Here is a 15,208-nt window from a genome sequence, read left to right on the forward strand (position 1 = left end):
GCCTCTCCCTGCCTGCTACTCCTTTTCCTGCACTGGCTGATACAGGCGCCGATAATAATTCAGCCGTTGCAGGTACATCTGCGCATTTTCTGCAGGCACTTCGCTCGGAACGTCGTCACGCTCAGGCATTTTATTCAGATACTCTTTAAACGCCTGACTTGAGGCCATAAAATCCACAGCTTTATCAATCAGAAGCGGAACGTTCTCACCCATTTTCGCCATGTTACATCCTCCATACGTTCCCGCTGTGCTTAAGCGCAACGGTCAATTTTAGTGTAGGATCGTCCGCGTCATGACATTAAGGAAAACGTGCTTAATCCATCGGCGGCAAATTATCTCTTACATGATCCTGTTATCGTCTAAAATTCTTAACTAATCAGTCCATTAGAAAAATAGCCAGCAAATGAATACTCGCGGCATTTGATTATTCTTATCCCATGAGTTGTGAATAAACCCGCTCTGCGCGCATACTATAGGCTATTCACCTTATTTCTATCAGAAGCCATCCCATGAAAGAAGTCGAAAAAAACGAAATCAAACGTCTGAGCGATCGCCTCGATGCCATCCGCCACCAGCAAGCCGATCTGTCACTGGTTGAAGCCGCCGATAAATACGCTGAGCTGGAAAAAGAGAAAGCCACGCTGGAAGCAGAAATCGCCCGCCTGCGTGACGTTCACAGTCAGAAACTGAGCAAAGAAGCGCAGAAACTGATGGACCTGCCGTATCGCCGTGCGATCACCAAGAAAGAGCAGGCCGATATGGGCAAGCTGAAGAAAAGTGTGCGGGGTCTGGTGGTGGTTCACCCGATGACCGCCTTAGGTCGCGAAATGGGCCTGAAAGAGATGACTGGCTTCGCAAAGACCGAGTTCTGATTTTCTACCGGGCAGCGCGTTCGCTGTTCGGTCTCCCTTCAATTGGCCCTACCAATCCCCACCTGTTACGACCACTGGTTCACAATTCATTAATTTGAACCTACACTATCGTTGCCAATAAATAACATTTGATTAACCATTCGTTGTCATTATCCCTACACAACAATATTGGCAGGACCACTTTTACACAGAATGTGACAAACAGATGAGCACAGACTCATTGCATTGTGTGCGTGGCCCTCAGGAGACCTGCAATGAATCTCTGGCAACAAAACTACGATCCGGCCGGGAATATCTGGCTTTCCAGCCTGGTAGCATCGCTCCCGATTCTGTTCTTTTTCTTCGCGCTGATTAAGCTCAAGCTGAAAGGCTATGTTGCCGCCTCGTGGACGGTGGTTATTGCGCTGGCCGTGGCGCTGCTGTTCTACAAAATGCCGGTCGATCACGCGCTGGCCTCGGTGGTGTACGGTTTCTTCTACGGTCTGTGGCCCATTGCCTGGATAATCATTGCCGCGGTGTTCGTCTATAAAATCTCGGTGAAAACAGGCCAGTTCGACATCATCCGATCATCGATATTGTCGATCTCTCCTGACCAGCGTTTGCAGATGCTGATTGTCGGGTTCTGCTTCGGCGCATTCCTTGAGGGGGCAGCAGGTTTTGGCGCTCCGGTAGCGATTACCGCCGCACTGCTGGTCGGTCTCGGTTTTAATCCGCTGTATGCCGCCGGACTGTGCCTGATTGTCAATACTGCACCGGTGGCGTTTGGCGCGATGGGGATCCCGATTCTGGTCGCCGGTCAGGTCACCGGGCTGGACAGCTTTGAAATCGGCCAGATGGTCGGTCGTCAGTTACCGTTCCTGACGATTATCGTGCTGTTCTGGATCATGGCGATTATGGACGGCTGGCGCGGTGTGAAAGAGACGTGGCCTGCGGTCATGGTGGCGGGCGGTTCGTTTGCTATCGCCCAGTATCTCAGCTCTAACTTTATCGGCCCGGAACTGCCGGACATCATCTCCTCGCTGGTATCGCTGGTCTGCCTGACCCTGTTCCTGAAACGCTGGCAGCCGGTTCGCATTTTCCGCTTTGGCGACATGGGCGCATCGCTGGTCGATCAGACGCTGGCACGCACGAACTACAGCTCCGGACAGGTCGTCCGCGCCTGGTCGCCGTTCCTGTTCCTGACGGCCACCGTGACCCTCTGGAGCGTTCCGCCGTTTAAAGCCCTGTTCGCCCCCGGTGGCGCGCTGTACGACTGGGTGATTAACATACCGGTCCCGTTCCTCGACAAGCTGGTTGCCCGCATGCCGCCGGTGGTTCACGAAGCCACCGCCTACGCGGCCGTGTATAAATTTGACTGGTTCTCTGCGACCGGCACCGCAATCCTGTTCGCTGCGCTGCTGTCCATCGTCTGGTTGAAGATGAAGCCTTCCACCGCCATTCAGACATTCGGCAGCACGCTGAAGGAACTGGCGCTGCCAATCTACTCCATCGGGATGGTGCTGGCCTTTGCGTTTATCTCCAACTATTCCGGACTCTCCTCGACACTGGCATTAGCGCTGGCGCACACGGGCAGCGCCTTTACCTTCTTCTCGCCGTTCCTCGGCTGGTTGGGGGTGTTCCTGACCGGTTCAGATACCTCTTCTAACGCGCTGTTTGCCGCACTCCAGGCGACTGCCGCACAGCAAATCGGCGTGTCCGATGTATTGATGGTGGCGGCCAATACCACCGGTGGTGTCACCGGCAAGATGATTTCGCCACAGTCCATCGCCATCGCCTGCGCGGCGGTCGGACTGGTCGGCAAGGAGTCGGATCTGTTCCGTTTTACCGTCAAACACAGCCTGATTTTCACCTGCATGGTGGGCGTGATCACCACGCTTCAGGCTTACGTCTTAACCTGGATGATTCCATGATAGTGATGCCCAGACGCCTGTCGGACGAGATAGCCTCTCGTGTGCGGGCGCTGATTGAAGAACAACAGCTGGAAGCGGGCATGAAACTGCCCGCCGAGCGTCAGCTGGCGATACAGCTTGGCGTGTCGCGCAACTCGCTGCGCGAAGCGCTGGCGAAGCTCGTCAGTGAAGGCGTACTGCTCAGCCGTCGCGGCGGCGGCACGTTTGTCCGTTGGCAGCATGAAGAGTGGTCTGAACAAAACATCGTTCAACCGCTGAAAACCCTGATGGCCGACGACCCGGATTACAGTTTCGATATTCTCGAAGCCCGACACGCCATCGAAGCCAGCACGGCCTGGCATGCGGCGATGCGCGCCACCACCGCCGATAAAGAGAAAATCAAACTCTGCTTTGACGCCACGCTCAGCGAAGACCCGGATCTCGCCTCACAGGCCGACGTTCGTTTTCATCTGGCTATCGCCGAAGCCTCGCACAACGTGGTGCTGTTACAAACGATGCGTGGGTTCTTCGACGTGCTGCATTCATCGGTGAAGCAGAGCCGACAGCGCATGTATCTTGTTCCGCCCGTCTTTTCCCGGCTGACGGAGCAACATCAGGCCGTATTAGATGCCATTCTCGCGGGCGACGCCGACGGCGCGCGTAAGGCGATGATGGCGCACCTCAGTTTCGTCCATACCACCATTAAACAATTCGATGAAGACCAGGCCCGCCAGGCGCGCATTACCCGCCTGCCCGGTGACCACAATGAAAATTCCAGGGAGAACAAAGCATGATTATTTCAGCCGCCAGCGATTATCGCGCCGCAGCCCAGCGCATTCTGCCCCCGTTCCTGTTCCACTACATCGATGGCGGAGCGTATGCGGAACATACCCTGCGTCGTAACGTGGAAGACTTATCGGACGTGGCGCTACGCCAGCGCGTGCTGAAGAACATGTCTGACTTAAGCCTGGAAACCACACTGTTTAACGAAAAACTGTCGATGCCAGTGGCGCTGGCGCCGGTCGGCTTGTGCGGCATGTATGCCCGTCGCGGCGAAGTACAGGCCGCAGCGGCCGCCGATGCGAAAGGGATCCCGTTTACCCTTTCCACCGTCTCCGTGTGTCCGATTGAAGAAGTCGCGCCAACCATTAATCGTCCGATGTGGTTCCAGTTGTACGTTCTGCGTGATCGTGGATTCATGCGTAACGCGCTGGAACGCGCAAAAGCGGCGGGCTGTTCAACGCTGGTCTTTACGGTTGATATGCCAACACCGGGCGCACGCTATCGTGACGCCCACTCCGGGATGAGCGGCCCGAATGCCGCACTGCGTCGCTACTGGCAGGCGGTTACCCATCCGCAGTGGGCCTGGGACGTCGGCCTGAACGGTCGTCCGCACGATCTCGGTAATATCTCCACGTACCTCGGCAAACCGACCGGGCTGGAAGATTACATCGGCTGGCTGGCCAATAACTTTGATCCGTCAATCTCATGGAAGGACCTTGAGTGGATCCGGGAGTTCTGGGACGGCCCGATGGTGATCAAAGGGATCCTCGATCCGGAAGATGCCCGCGACGCGGTTCGTTTTGGTGCCGATGGGATTGTGGTTTCTAACCACGGTGGCCGTCAGTTGGACGGCGTACTCTCTTCCGCGCGCGCCCTGCCCGCTATTGCCGACGCGGTGAAAGGCGATATCGCCATTCTGGCGGACAGCGGTATCCGCAACGGGCTGGACGTGGTGCGTATGATTGCGCTGGGTGCTGATACCGTTCTGCTGGGCCGTGCGTATCTGTACGCGCTGGCAACAGCGGGCCAGGCGGGTGTGGCCAATCTGCTGAATCTGATTGAGAAAGAGATGAAGGTTGCCATGACGTTGACCGGCGCGAAATCCATTAGTGAAATCAGCCATGATTCTCTGGTGCAGGAGCTGGGCAAGAGTCTACCTGCCGCGCTGGCTCCGCTCGCCCGTGGCGATGCCGCCTAGTCCTGCCCTCACATAACCCCTGCCGCTAAAGGGTCGGTCTGTTTTTCAGCCCGACCCATTTTTATTCAAAATTAACGATTAGTTAACAGTTGCGACCAATATATTTGACAAGTTTTTATTCGCCTGTCAAATGTATAGACAAGCTAATACAAGAATAAAACACACAACATCGACAATCATAACGGGCGAGGGCGACATGGTTTATACCGGAAAAGTGAATATCCAGCAGGCGATAGATGACAGTCCTTTTTCACGCTTCCACTGGGTCATTATTGTCCTGGGTTTTCTGATTCTGGCCATTGACGGCTTCGATACGGCGGCGATGGGCTACATTGCTCCCACGCTCTCAGCCGACTGGGGCATCAGAAAACAGGATCTTGGGCCGGTATTAAGTGCTGCGCTGTTGGGACTCTCATTTGGCGCACTGCTGGCCGGGCCGATTTCGGATCGCATGGGCCGTAAGCGCGTGCTGGTCTTTTCCTGTCTGTTTTTCGGCCTTGCCAGTCTGGGCACCGCGTATGCGCAATCGCTGAATATGCTGACGCTCTGGCGGTTTCTCACCGGGCTCGGGCTGGGTGCGGCAATGCCTAACGCCATCACCCTGGTGTCAGAATTTGCGCCTAAGCGCTGCCGCTCAATGGCCATTAACACCATGTACTGCGGCTTTCCTCTTGGCGCCGCGGGAGGTGGCGTGATCTCTTCCTGGCTCATTCCTAACTACGGCTGGCACAGTGTACTGCTTGCCGGTGCGATCGCACCGCTGGTGCTCACCGTGCTGTTGGTGCTGTACCTGCCAGAGTCGGTGAAGTATCTCGTTCATCGTGGTAAAGGAGTAGCGCACGTCAAGCGTATTGCCCAACGTTTTATGTCGGGGAATCTGGAGCAGGTCACCCAGTTTTATCTGGATGAAGAGCGCGTCACGACCCAAAAAGGCAGCGTGGCGCAACTCTTCAGCATGCCGTGGTTACCGGGCACACTGATGCTCTGGATGACCTATTTTATGGGGCTGGTTATCTATTACGTACTGCTCAGTTGGATGCCAACATTGATGCTGGGAATGGGTTATCCGCTAGCGGAATCTGCCTGGCTGACGTCGCTGTTCACGTTCGGCGGTACGGCGGGGATCCTGCTGGCCGGCTGGTTGATGGACCGCTGGGAAGCACACAAAGTGGTCTCGCTCGGTTTTGTCCTGACGATGCTGTTTGCCCTCGCGCTTGGGTTTGAAAACAACCACATCGTCCTGTTCGGGGCATTAATCTTCCTGATGGGAATTACCATGAACGGCGCACAATCTGGACTCCAGACGCTGGCCGCCACGTTTTATCCTACCCACTGCCGCGCGACGGGCATTGCCTGGATGCAGGGCGTGGGCCGCTTTGGCGGTGTTGCCGGGACCATGATGAGCGCCCAGTTGCTTTCCCTGCAATGGCAGGCTGACAGTATATTGATGTTCCTCAGCCTTCCGGCGCTGGTCGCTGCTGCCGCGACGATTTATAAGCTGCAACGCTATAAACCGCACCGTCTGACCGTCGCATAGTACCCGCCATTTCTGCTATTCTGCCCCCCGTTATTAAGGGGGCAGCATGCTTAACATCGTTTTATTTGAACCAGAAATCCCGCCGAACACCGGCAACATTATTCGCCTTTGCGCCAATACCGGTTTTCGTCTGCATATCATTGAGCCGATGGGCTTTACCTGGGACGACAAGCGTCTGCGCCGCGCCGGTCTGGATTATCACGAGTTCGCAGCTGTCCAGCGCCATCACGATTATGACGCCTTTGTCGCCGCAGAAAATCCGCAGCGCCTGTTTGCCCTCACCACGAAAGGAACGCCTGCGCACAGCGCGGTGAGCTATCACGATGGCGATTACCTGATGTTTGGTCCGGAAACGCGCGGCCTGCCTGCCAGCATTCTCGATGCTCTGCCCGCTGAACAAAAAATCCGTATTCCGATGATGCCGGACAGTCGCAGTATGAACCTGTCAAATGCGGTGTCGGTGGTGGTGTATGAGGCGTGGCGCCAGTTGGGATATCCTGGCGCCGTATTGCGCACACTTTGAATTGTCGGATGGTGGCTGTCGCCTTATCCGACCTACGGTTTTGTAGGCCCGGTAAGCACAGCGCCACCGGGCAAGAGGTCAGATACCATCGCCGTATTCGAAAGTATGGTGGATCCCGTTGAAGTGCTGATCCATATCCATTGACGGCTTATCGCTGTCTGGCTTACCGACAATGCGCGCCGGAACGCCTGCGGCGGTGGTGTGCGGCGGAACGGGCTGTAACACCACGGAACCGGCACCAATTTTCGCCCCACGTCCGACTTCGATATTGCCGAGGATTTTCGCCCCCGCGCCAATCATCACACCTTCACGAATTTTGGGATGGCGATCGCCGCTGGTTTTACCGGTACCGCCAAGGGTGACCGATTGCAGGATCGACACGTCATCTTCGATCACCGCCGTCTCACCGACCACGATGCCGGTGGCATGGTCGAGCATGATCCCACGGCCAATTTTCGCCGCCGGGTGAATATCCACCTGGAACGTCACGGAGACCTGGTTTTGCAGGAAGATCGCCAGTGCGCGACGGCCTTCATTCCATAGCCAGTGACCAATGCGGTAGGCCTGCAAGGCATGAAAACCTTTCAGGTACAAAAGCGGAGTGGAGTATTTATCGACCGCCGGGTCACGCGTGCGCACGGCCTGAATATCACAGGCTGCCGAGGCGATCATTTCCGGGTCTGCCGCGTAGGCTTCTTCGACCACTTCACGAATCGCAATGGCGGGCATAATGGGCGATGCCAGTTTGTTCGCCAGCATGTAGCTCAGCGCACTGCCCAGATTCTCATGCTTGAGTAGCGTTGCGTGGTAAAAACTGGCCAGCATAGGCTCACAGTCTGCCAGAGCGCGGGCTTCGGCTTTTATATTGTTCCAGACGATATCCAGTTCTTCACACGGCATTGCGGGCTCCAGGTAATGAGGCTAACGACCGGCCCGTTCTTCGCGGGCCGGGTCGTTTTTAAAAACGGATCCTTGAGACTAGTGGCGGCTCAGCTCGTCCTTGCGTGCACGACCTAATAACGTCAATGCTGCCTCGCGCGCGTTTTTTCCGCAATATAATACTTGATAAATTTCCTCGGTTATTGGCATTTCGACACCAAAACGGTGCGCCAACTCGCGAACTTCTTTCGTATTACGGTAGCCTTCAACCACCTGTCCAATCTTGTCCTGCGCGCCTTGTACATCCATGCCCTGACCGAGCATCATGCCAAAACGGCGGTTTCGCGACTGGTTGTCGGTACAGGTCAACACCAGATCGCCTAACCCGGCCATTCCCATAAAGGTTGCCGGATCGGCACCCAGCGCCGCACCCAGACGTGACATTTCTGCCAGACCGCGAGTGATCAGCGCGGTACGAGCATTCGCGCCAAAGCCAATGCCGTCAGACATCCCTGCGCCAATCGCAATCACGTTCTTCACCGCGCCACCTAACTGGACGCCGATGAAATCCGGGTTGCTGTAGACACGGAAACTCTTGCCGCAGTGCAACAGTTGCTGCAAATCGTCAGCAAAGGTGTCGTCAGTAGACGCCAGAGAGATGGCCGTCGGCATTCCTGCCGCCAGTTCTTTCGCGAACGTCGGGCCGGAAATCACCGCCAGCGGGATTTGATCGCCCAGCGCTTCACGGGCAACGTCCTGCAACAGGCGTCCCGTCTCCGCTTCCAGCCCTTTGGTCGCCCATACCAGGCGCGCGTCAGGACGCAGCAGCGGTTTAATCTGGCGCAGCACTTCGCCAAAGACGTGGCTTGGCACCACCACCAGGATATCGCGACTGGCCGCCAGCGCAGTGGCTAAGTCACTTTCGAGGCGCAGCGTATCGGGAAAAGGCACATCCGGAAGGAACGCGACATTGCAGCGATCGTGCTCCAGGGTCGCGATATGTTTAGGATCGTGGCCCCACAGAACAACCTGGTGGCCATTTCTTGCCAGGGTGATGGCAAGAGCGGTGCCGTACGAGCCGGCACCGATCACAGTCATTGAAGCATTACTTTGGTTCATCAGGCATCCTGATGTTCTTCAGTACCTTCGCCAGACTGCTGCTGTAAATAGTTCATGAACAGCGCATCAAAGTTAACCGGCGCAAGGTTCAGTTGCGGGAATGTACCGCGTGATACCAGGCTGGTGATGCATTCACGGGCATACGGGAACAGGATGTTCGGGCAGTATGCGCCCAGGCAATGCGCCATCTGGGTGCCTTCGATTCCGCTGATAGAGAAGATACCGCCTTGCTGAACTTCGCACAGGAACGCCGTTTCTTCACCCAGGGAAGCCGTTACGGTAACACGCAGCACCACTTCGTATACGTCGTCTGCCAGTTGGGTAGATGCCGTATCCAGATCAAGTTTAACCTCTGGCTGCCAATCTTTCTGGAAAACATGCGGCGCATTTGGCGCTTCAAAAGAGACATCTTTGGTGTAAATACGCTGGATCTGGAAAGCCATTTCGGTGTTGTTTTGTTCTGACATGTGTAGAAAACCCTTTAGTGTTGTCCTTAAATACCGCTTGATGCCAATAACCTGGCCCAGCGTTAGCTCAGCAGGGGATCAAGTCCACCACGCGCATCCAACGCATACAAGTCGTCACAGCCACCAATGTGCTGTGCATCAATAAAAATCTGCGGAACCGTCGTACGACCACTGCGCTTGATCATCTCTTCACGCTTCACGGCATCGCCGTCGATCGGAAGTTCCTGGAAGCTCACGCCCTTGCTGTTCAACAGCGCTTTCGCACGATGGCAAAACGGGCAGGTTGCTTTGGTGTAGATCTCGATGTTGGCCATACTTATCTCCAATTTCTTTTTACCCTGGGGATTTCATATTGCAGGCAGCCCTGCGCCACGAAAGACGACGGGTAAATTACTTACCGCGAACCAGCGGCAGGTTCTCACCGCTCCAGCCCGCAACGCCTTCTTTCAGCACAGACACTTTCTCAAAGCCCGCTTTGAGCAGCGCGTTTGCCGCTTCCTGGCACTGCATACCGGAACCATCGACGACGATAACCGGTTTGTCTTTGTGCTTTTCCAGCTCGCCCACGTTGTTGGCTTTGATTTCGCTCGGCAGCAGGTTAATGGAACCCGCGATATGGCCTTTGCGGAAATCGTCACGCTGACGTAAATCCACGATAACAGCGTCTTCTTTGTTAATAAGACGCGTGGCTTCGCCGCGAGTGATAACCTTAACTTTCGACGTCAGGCCTTTAAACGTGGTGAACAAAACCGCCACCAGTAACGCAATCCAGGCGATACTCAGTATGGGATGGCGGCTAACAAATTGCATAATTTCTTGCATGGGGGGTAACAACTCCCGACTCAGTGATTAAAAAAACCAGGACAGGAGTATACCTGCGCGTTGGCGCAAATACAGCCAGCGCGTGCAATGGATTGCATTTTTGCGGGGCGCTACGGAAAAAAAAGTGCAAATCCTTGCCATCCATGAACCACCCTGCCCCATTCTTTGATCTTCTGAGGCTATTTTATCGATTCAGCTGTAGTAAAATTACGCAATTATTTTGTCTCTTGAGTGTGAGGTTTCGCAATGTCGGTTTCTAAAAAACCTATGGTACTGGTGATTCTGGATGGCTATGGCTACCGTGAAGACAGCCAGGACAACGCCATTTTTAATGCCAAAACCCCGGTAATGGATGCGCTGTGGGCAAAACGCCCGCATACCCTGATCGATGCTTCCGGTCTGGAAGTGGGCCTGCCCGATCGTCAGATGGGTAACTCCGAAGTCGGTCACGTTAACCTGGGCGCGGGCCGCATCGTGTATCAGGACCTGACCCGTCTGGACGTTGAAATTAAAGAACGGACTTTCTTTGCTAACCCAACGCTGACCGCGGCGGTTGACCAGGCGAAAAACACCGGTAAAGCCGTGCACATTATGGGCCTGCTCTCTGCCGGCGGCGTCCACAGTCACGAAGATCACATCATGGCGATGGTTGAACTGGCAGCAGAGCGTGGCGCAGAAAAAATCTATCTGCACGCTTTCCTCGACGGTCGCGATACGCCGCCGCGCAGCGCAGAGTCCTCCCTGAAAAAATTCGAAGAGAAGTTTGCCGCGCTGGGCAAAGGTCGCGTTGCTTCCATTGTGGGTCGTTACTACGCCATGGACCGCGACAACCGTTGGGATCGCGTGGAAAAAGCGTATGACCTGATGACGCTGGCGCAGGGTGAATTCCAGGCCAATACCGCCGTGGAAGGTCTGCAGGCTGCCTATGCCCGCGATGAAAACGATGAATTCGTGAAAGCGACCGTGATCCGCGCGGAAGGTCAGGCCGATGCCGCCATGGAAGATGGCGATACCCTGATTTTCATGAACTTCCGTGCTGACCGCGCGCGTGAAATTACCCGTGCCTTTGTTAACGCTGACTTCGACGGCTTCGCACGTAAGAAAGTGGTTAACCTGAATTTCGTCATGCTGACCGAATACGCGGCCGACATCAAAACGGCCGTTGCCTATCCGCCGGCTTCGCTGGCGAACACGTTTGGCGAGTGGATGGCGAAGAATGACAAAACGCAGTTGCGTATCTCCGAAACCGAAAAATACGCCCACGTCACCTTCTTCTTCAACGGCGGTGTTGAAGAACCGTTCACCGGTGAAGACCGCATCCTGATCAACTCTCCGAAAGTAGCAACCTACGATCTGCAGCCGGAAATGAGCTCCGAAGAGCTGACCGAAAAACTGGTTGCGGCTATCGAAAGCGGAAAATACGACACCATCATCTGTAACTACCCGAACGGCGACATGGTCGGTCACACGGGTGTGATGGAAGCGGCGGTTAAAGCGGTTGAAGCGCTGGACCACTGTGTTGAGCAGGTGGCGAAAGCGGTTGAATCCGTTGGCGGTCAACTGCTGATCACCGCTGACCACGGCAACGCCGAGCAGATGCGCGATCCGGCAACCGGTCAGGCGCACACCGCGCACACGAACCTGCCGGTTCCGCTGATTTATGTCGGCAGCAAAAATGTGAAAGCGGTGGAAGGCGGTAAACTTTCCGATATCGCCCCAACCATGTTGACGCTGATGGGCATGGAAATCCCGCAAGAGATGACTGGTAAGCCGCTGTTCATCGTGGAATAATCCTTCCCCATGAGGGGAAAGACGATAAATAGCAAAAATGGGGCCATGAAACCAAGACGGTTTTCAGTCAGGCCTCTGATTTACGCCAGCGTGGTGAGCGCTGGCGTATTGTTGTGCGCCTTTTCCGCCCACGCGGATGACCGCGATCAGCTTAAATCCATTCAGGCGGATATCGCCGCTAAAGAACGTGCCGTACGTCAACAACAGCAACAGCGTTCTGGCCTGCTTGCGCAACTGAAGGCGCAGGAAGAGGCCATCTCCGCCGCCGCACGCCAGTTACGTGAAACGCAAAACACGCTCGCGCAGTTGAACAAACAAATCGATGAAATGAATGCGTCTATCGCGAAGCTGGAACGGCAGAAAGCCAACCAAGAGCGCAGCCTCGCCGCGCAGCTGGACGCGGCTTTTCGCCAGGGTGAACACACCGGTATTCAGCTTATCCTCAGCGGTGAAGAAAGTCAGCGCGGCCAGCGCTTGCAGGCCTATTTCGGTTATCTGAACCAGGCGCGCCAGGAGACGATCAACGAACTGAAGCAGACCCGCGAAGCGGTCGCCGCCCAGCGCGCTGAACTGGAAGAGAAGCAGAGTCAGCAACAGACCCTGCTGTATGAACAGCGCGCCCAGCAGGCGAAGCTTGAGCAGGCGCGCAACGAACGTCAGAAAACCCTTGCCGGGCTGGAGTCCTCCATTCAGCAGGGCCAACAACAGCTCAGTGAACTGCGCGCCAACGAATCCCGTTTGCGCAATAGCATTGCCCGCGCCGAGGCTGCCGCCAAAGCACGCGCCGAACGCGAAGCCCGCGAGGCGGAAGCGGTACGTAATCGCCAGAAAGAAGCAACCAGCAAAGGCACCACTTACAAGCCCACTGACAGCGAGAAATCGCTGATGTCGCGTACCGGCGGACTGGGTTCGCCACGCGGTCAGGCATTCTGGCCGGTTCGCGGTCCTACGCTGCATCGTTATGGCGAACAGCTGCAAGGTGAGCTACGTTGGAAAGGGATGGTTATCGGGGCGTCTGAAGGCACCGAAGTGAAAGCCATTGCCGATGGTCGTGTCATTCTGGCGGACTGGCTGCAGGGATATGGGCTGGTTGTCGTCGTTGAACACGGCAAGGGCGATATGAGTCTTTATGGCTACAACCAGAGCGCGCTGGTCAGCGTCGGTACGCAGGTTCGCGCCGGTCAGCCTATTGCGCTGGTGGGTAGCAGCGGGGGTCAGGGCCGACCCTCGCTCTATTTTGAAATTCGTCGCCAGGGTCAGGCCGTCAATCCACAACCGTGGTTGGGAAGATAAGTTTTGCCTCAATTTCGCCGTACCGTTCTTTCATTCGCCAGCCTGCTGGCATTCGCATCCCCTGTTTTTGCTGGCAAACTCGCCATCGTCATTGACGATTTTGGCTATCGTCCGCATTACGAAAATCAGGTTCTGGCGATGCCGCCCCAGATCTCCGTTGCTGTTTTACCGAATGCGCCTCATGCTCGCGAAATGGCAACCAAAGCGCACAACAGCGGTCATGAAGTGCTGATCCATCTGCCGATGGCACCGCTGAGTAAACAGCCGCTGGAGAAGGATACACTTCGTCCGGAGATGAGCAGCGACGAAATTGAACGAATCATTCGCGAGGCGGTTGGTAAAGTGCCTTACGCGGTGGGGCTTAACAACCACATGGGCAGCGCAATGACCTCCAGCCTGTTTGGTATGCAGAAAGTGATGCAGGCGCTGGAACGCTACGATCTCTATTTTCTCGACAGTATGACCATCGGCAACAGTCAGGCGATGCGTGCCGCATCCGGGACCGGCGTGAAGGTGATTAAGCGGAAAGTGTTTCTTGATGACACGCAAAACGAAGCGGACATTCGCCGCCAGTTTACCCGCGCGATAGATCTGGCTCGCCGCAACGGTTCCGCCATCGCGATAGGCCATCCTCATCCATCGACGGTGCGTGTGTTACAGCAAATGGTGTATAACCTGCCAGCCGACATCACGCTTGTCCGTCCGAGCAGCCTGCTCAATGAGCCACAGGTGGATACCTCCACGCCGAATCTGACACCGCCGAAAACCAATGATGCCCCGCGAAATCCGTTCCGCGGCGTGAAGTTGTGTAAACCGAAGAAACCGTTAGAACCGGTCGACACCCGTCGATTCTTCAGCGTGTTAAGCGAAAGCATCAGCCAGAGTACGCTGGTGAACTGGTTCCAGAATCAGTGGCAGGGCTGGGGAAAGTCGCCCCGCGACAACACCGCTAACCCAGGTTAAGCGTTTGACGCGCGGTACGATGGTGCGAACGCGTTTTGTCGCGCCATTGGTACAATCGTAATGACCACAGTAACGTCTGATAGGCGACCTTGGCGCTACGCACGTTCATCACCATACGTTTATACATCCCCGAGGTAAAAATCTCGGCAATCATTCGCTGGCGCGTCAAAATATCCGGCTCTTTGCGCACGGAATGACAAACACGCAACGCTTCGTACGTTATTTGTTGATGAAATTCAGGATAGATCGTAATCCGGTCGGCATAATTCCGGTTCAGCTTCTCTAATAAGCGGGTGATCTTAATGTAATGCCGCTGATAGTTCAGATTTTTATTACCCTGACGTTTCAGTCGGCTGACAGAATTATTATGCAGAAAATACTTATACAAGGATTCTTCGGTATAACGCGCACGCAGCGTGTTAAACATAAACTCTGTGGTCCACACAATATCCTGATGATGCAATCCGGGAATAAAGCGGATGTTATTCTTTTCAATCACATCCCGACGGTAAACACCCATCCACACCACATGGGTCCAGCGACGAGAAGAGAGCGCCATACGCAACCAGTCCGGACCCGTTAATACGCCGGTTGAGCGGATACGGTCGGTTGGAATAGATTGCCAGGTCACGCCGGTATCCCGCTCGCTCCAGTCGGCATTGCACTGTGCGACGTCAAGATCGTCTTCCAGCGCCATTGTCATCAGCGTTTCGTACATGTGTGGGTAGACAAGGTCATCCGCATCGACAAACGCGATGTACTTGCCGGTCGCCACCTCCATCCCGCGGTTACGGGCAACCGAAGCGCCGGCATTCGCCTGGTGCAACAGTCGGACATGGGAATAGTTTTCGGCGTAATACTTTGCTATATCAACAGAATTATCCGTTGACCCATCATTTACAATAATAATTTCCAGGGCAGTCCATGTTTGCGCGATGAGAGATTCCATGCAGGCTTTAAAATCATTACCCGCATTATATAACGGAATAATAACACTGAGTCTGTTTGTACTATTCATCATAATAAATTACCGAATGCCTTTGAAGTTATCTGTCTTTTTACAGCCTTTGTA

General features: G+C 55.1%; 16 protein-coding genes. 9 read left to right on the forward strand and 7 right to left on the reverse strand.

The window, feature by feature from the left end; genetic code table 11:
* Positions 1–15: 15 nt before the first annotated feature.
* The gene (locus tag F384_RS19465; RefSeq protein ID WP_046492033.1) at positions 16–222 is read right to left on the reverse strand and encodes a hypothetical protein; all 207 of its coding nucleotides are present in this window, start codon (positions 220–222) and stop codon (positions 16–18) included.
* Positions 223–509: 287 nt separating this feature from the next.
* On the opposite strand from F384_RS19465, the gene F384_RS19470 reads away from it, so the two are divergent.
* From F384_RS19470 to trmL, 6 genes are all read left to right on the forward strand, one after another.
* Positions 510–872, forward strand: coding sequence for a YibL family ribosome-associated protein (locus F384_RS19470; protein ID WP_046492037.1), 363 nt, complete (start codon positions 510–512; stop codon positions 870–872).
* 254 nt (positions 873–1,126) lie between these two features.
* The gene (gene lldP, locus F384_RS19475; RefSeq protein WP_046492039.1) at positions 1,127–2,782 is read left to right on the forward strand and encodes an L-lactate permease; all 1,656 of its coding nucleotides are present in this window, start codon (positions 1,127–1,129) and stop codon (positions 2,780–2,782) included.
* Positions 2,779–3,555, forward strand: a complete 777-nt coding sequence (lldR, locus tag F384_RS19480) for a transcriptional regulator LldR (protein ID WP_046492043.1) — start codon at positions 2,779–2,781, stop codon at positions 3,553–3,555. Before lldP ends, lldR begins: the two co-directional genes overlap by 4 nt.
* On the forward strand, positions 3,552–4,742 hold the full coding sequence (lldD, locus tag F384_RS19485) for a quinone-dependent L-lactate dehydrogenase (protein ID WP_046492046.1): 1,191 nt from the start codon (positions 3,552–3,554) through the stop codon (positions 4,740–4,742). The genes lldR and lldD overlap by 4 nt, the downstream gene beginning before the upstream one ends.
* 196 nt (positions 4,743–4,938) lie before the next feature.
* Positions 4,939–6,279, forward strand: coding sequence for an MFS transporter (locus tag F384_RS19490; protein WP_046492048.1), 1,341 nt, complete (start codon positions 4,939–4,941; stop codon positions 6,277–6,279).
* A gap of 46 nt (positions 6,280–6,325) precedes the next feature.
* The gene (gene trmL / locus F384_RS19495) at positions 6,326–6,802 is read left to right on the forward strand and encodes a tRNA (uridine(34)/cytosine(34)/5-carboxymethylaminomethyluridine(34)-2'-O)-methyltransferase TrmL (protein ID WP_046492050.1); all 477 of its coding nucleotides are present in this window, start codon (positions 6,326–6,328) and stop codon (positions 6,800–6,802) included.
* A 78-nt stretch (positions 6,803–6,880) separates the two neighbouring features.
* Here trmL and cysE read toward each other — a convergent pair whose 3' ends face one another.
* The 5 genes from cysE to F384_RS19520 form a co-directional block, all read right to left on the reverse strand.
* The gene (cysE, locus tag F384_RS19500; protein WP_022646641.1) at positions 6,881–7,702 is read right to left on the reverse strand and encodes a serine O-acetyltransferase; all 822 of its coding nucleotides are present in this window, start codon (positions 7,700–7,702) and stop codon (positions 6,881–6,883) included.
* A gap of 78 nt (positions 7,703–7,780) precedes the next feature.
* Complete coding sequence (gpsA, locus tag F384_RS19505) at positions 7,781–8,800, reverse strand: NAD(P)H-dependent glycerol-3-phosphate dehydrogenase (protein WP_046492079.1); 1,020 nt, start codon at positions 8,798–8,800, stop codon at positions 7,781–7,783.
* Positions 8,800–9,267, reverse strand: a complete 468-nt coding sequence (secB, locus tag F384_RS19510; RefSeq protein ID WP_042323288.1) for a protein-export chaperone SecB — start codon at positions 9,265–9,267, stop codon at positions 8,800–8,802. Before secB ends, gpsA begins: the two co-directional genes overlap by 1 nt.
* Positions 9,268–9,329: 62 nt before the next feature.
* A complete protein-coding gene (gene grxC / locus F384_RS19515; RefSeq protein ID WP_012908148.1) occupies positions 9,330–9,581 on the reverse strand; it encodes a glutaredoxin 3 in 252 nt (83 codons plus the stop codon).
* Between the two features lie 76 nt (positions 9,582–9,657).
* Positions 9,658–10,089 (reverse strand): rhodanese-like domain-containing protein, encoded by a 432-nt coding sequence (locus F384_RS19520; RefSeq protein ID WP_046492084.1) that lies wholly within the window; start codon positions 10,087–10,089, stop codon positions 9,658–9,660.
* A gap of 246 nt (positions 10,090–10,335) precedes the next feature.
* Between F384_RS19520 and gpmM the strand changes: the two genes are divergently transcribed.
* From gpmM to F384_RS19535, 3 genes are read left to right on the forward strand one after another with little or no spacing between them, the layout of a single operon-like run.
* Positions 10,336–11,880: a 2,3-bisphosphoglycerate-independent phosphoglycerate mutase gene (gene gpmM, locus F384_RS19525; protein WP_046492086.1), complete on the forward strand. Its 1,545-nt coding sequence runs from the start codon at positions 10,336–10,338 to the stop codon at positions 11,878–11,880.
* Positions 11,881–11,889: 9 nt separating this feature from the next.
* Entirely contained in the window at positions 11,890–13,173 is a 1,284-nt protein-coding gene (gene envC / locus F384_RS19530) for a murein hydrolase activator EnvC (RefSeq protein WP_046492088.1), read from the forward strand.
* A gap of 3 nt (positions 13,174–13,176) precedes the next feature.
* Positions 13,177–14,136 carry a divergent polysaccharide deacetylase family protein gene (locus F384_RS19535; RefSeq protein ID WP_046492090.1) on the forward strand — a complete coding sequence of 320 codons (960 nt, stop codon included), beginning with the start codon at positions 13,177–13,179 and terminating at the stop codon, positions 14,134–14,136.
* Here the strand turns inward: F384_RS19535 and F384_RS19540 are convergent.
* Positions 14,123–15,157: a glycosyltransferase gene (locus tag F384_RS19540; RefSeq protein WP_046492092.1), complete on the reverse strand. Its 1,035-nt coding sequence runs from the start codon at positions 15,155–15,157 to the stop codon at positions 14,123–14,125. The two genes, F384_RS19535 and F384_RS19540, sit on opposite strands and share 14 nt — an antisense overlap.
* Between the last annotated feature and the right edge of the window lie 51 nt (positions 15,158–15,208).

It is taken from the genome of Citrobacter amalonaticus Y19, assembly GCF_000981805.1.
GTDB lineage: Bacteria > Pseudomonadota > Gammaproteobacteria > Enterobacterales > Enterobacteriaceae > Citrobacter_A > Citrobacter_A amalonaticus_C.

What these genes read in the sequence shown, in the direction of transcription:
- F384_RS19490 (WP_046492048.1), top strand. Translation starts at nt 4,939, where the DNA reads ATGGTTTATACCGGAAAAGTGAATATCCAGCAGGCGATAGATGACAGT.
- lldD (WP_046492046.1), top strand. Translation starts at nt 3,552, where the DNA reads ATGATTATTTCAGCCGCCAGCGATTATCGCGCCGCAGCCCAGCGCATT.
- gpmM (WP_046492086.1), top strand. Translation starts at nt 10,336, where the DNA reads ATGTCGGTTTCTAAAAAACCTATGGTACTGGTGATTCTGGATGGCTAT.
- F384_RS19520 (WP_046492084.1), bottom strand. Translation starts at nt 10,089, where the DNA reads ATGCAAGAAATTATGCAATTTGTTAGCCGCCATCCCATACTGAGTATC.
- F384_RS19540 (WP_046492092.1), bottom strand. Translation starts at nt 15,157, where the DNA reads ATGATGAATAGTACAAACAGACTCAGTGTTATTATTCCGTTATATAAT.
- cysE (WP_022646641.1), bottom strand. Translation starts at nt 7,702, where the DNA reads ATGCCGTGTGAAGAACTGGATATCGTCTGGAACAATATAAAAGCCGAA.
- secB (WP_042323288.1), bottom strand. Translation starts at nt 9,267, where the DNA reads ATGTCAGAACAAAACAACACCGAAATGGCTTTCCAGATCCAGCGTATT.
- lldP (WP_046492039.1), top strand. Translation starts at nt 1,127, where the DNA reads ATGAATCTCTGGCAACAAAACTACGATCCGGCCGGGAATATCTGGCTT.
- grxC (WP_012908148.1), bottom strand. Translation starts at nt 9,581, where the DNA reads ATGGCCAACATCGAGATCTACACCAAAGCAACCTGCCCGTTTTGCCAT.
- F384_RS19470 (WP_046492037.1), top strand. Translation starts at nt 510, where the DNA reads ATGAAAGAAGTCGAAAAAAACGAAATCAAACGTCTGAGCGATCGCCTC.
- lldR (WP_046492043.1), top strand. Translation starts at nt 2,779, where the DNA reads ATGATAGTGATGCCCAGACGCCTGTCGGACGAGATAGCCTCTCGTGTG.
- gpsA (WP_046492079.1), bottom strand. Translation starts at nt 8,800, where the DNA reads ATGAACCAAAGTAATGCTTCAATGACTGTGATCGGTGCCGGCTCGTAC.
- trmL (WP_046492050.1), top strand. Translation starts at nt 6,326, where the DNA reads ATGCTTAACATCGTTTTATTTGAACCAGAAATCCCGCCGAACACCGGC.
- F384_RS19465 (WP_046492033.1), bottom strand. Translation starts at nt 222, where the DNA reads ATGGCGAAAATGGGTGAGAACGTTCCGCTTCTGATTGATAAAGCTGTG.
- envC (WP_046492088.1), top strand. Translation starts at nt 11,890, where the DNA reads ATGAGGGGAAAGACGATAAATAGCAAAAATGGGGCCATGAAACCAAGA.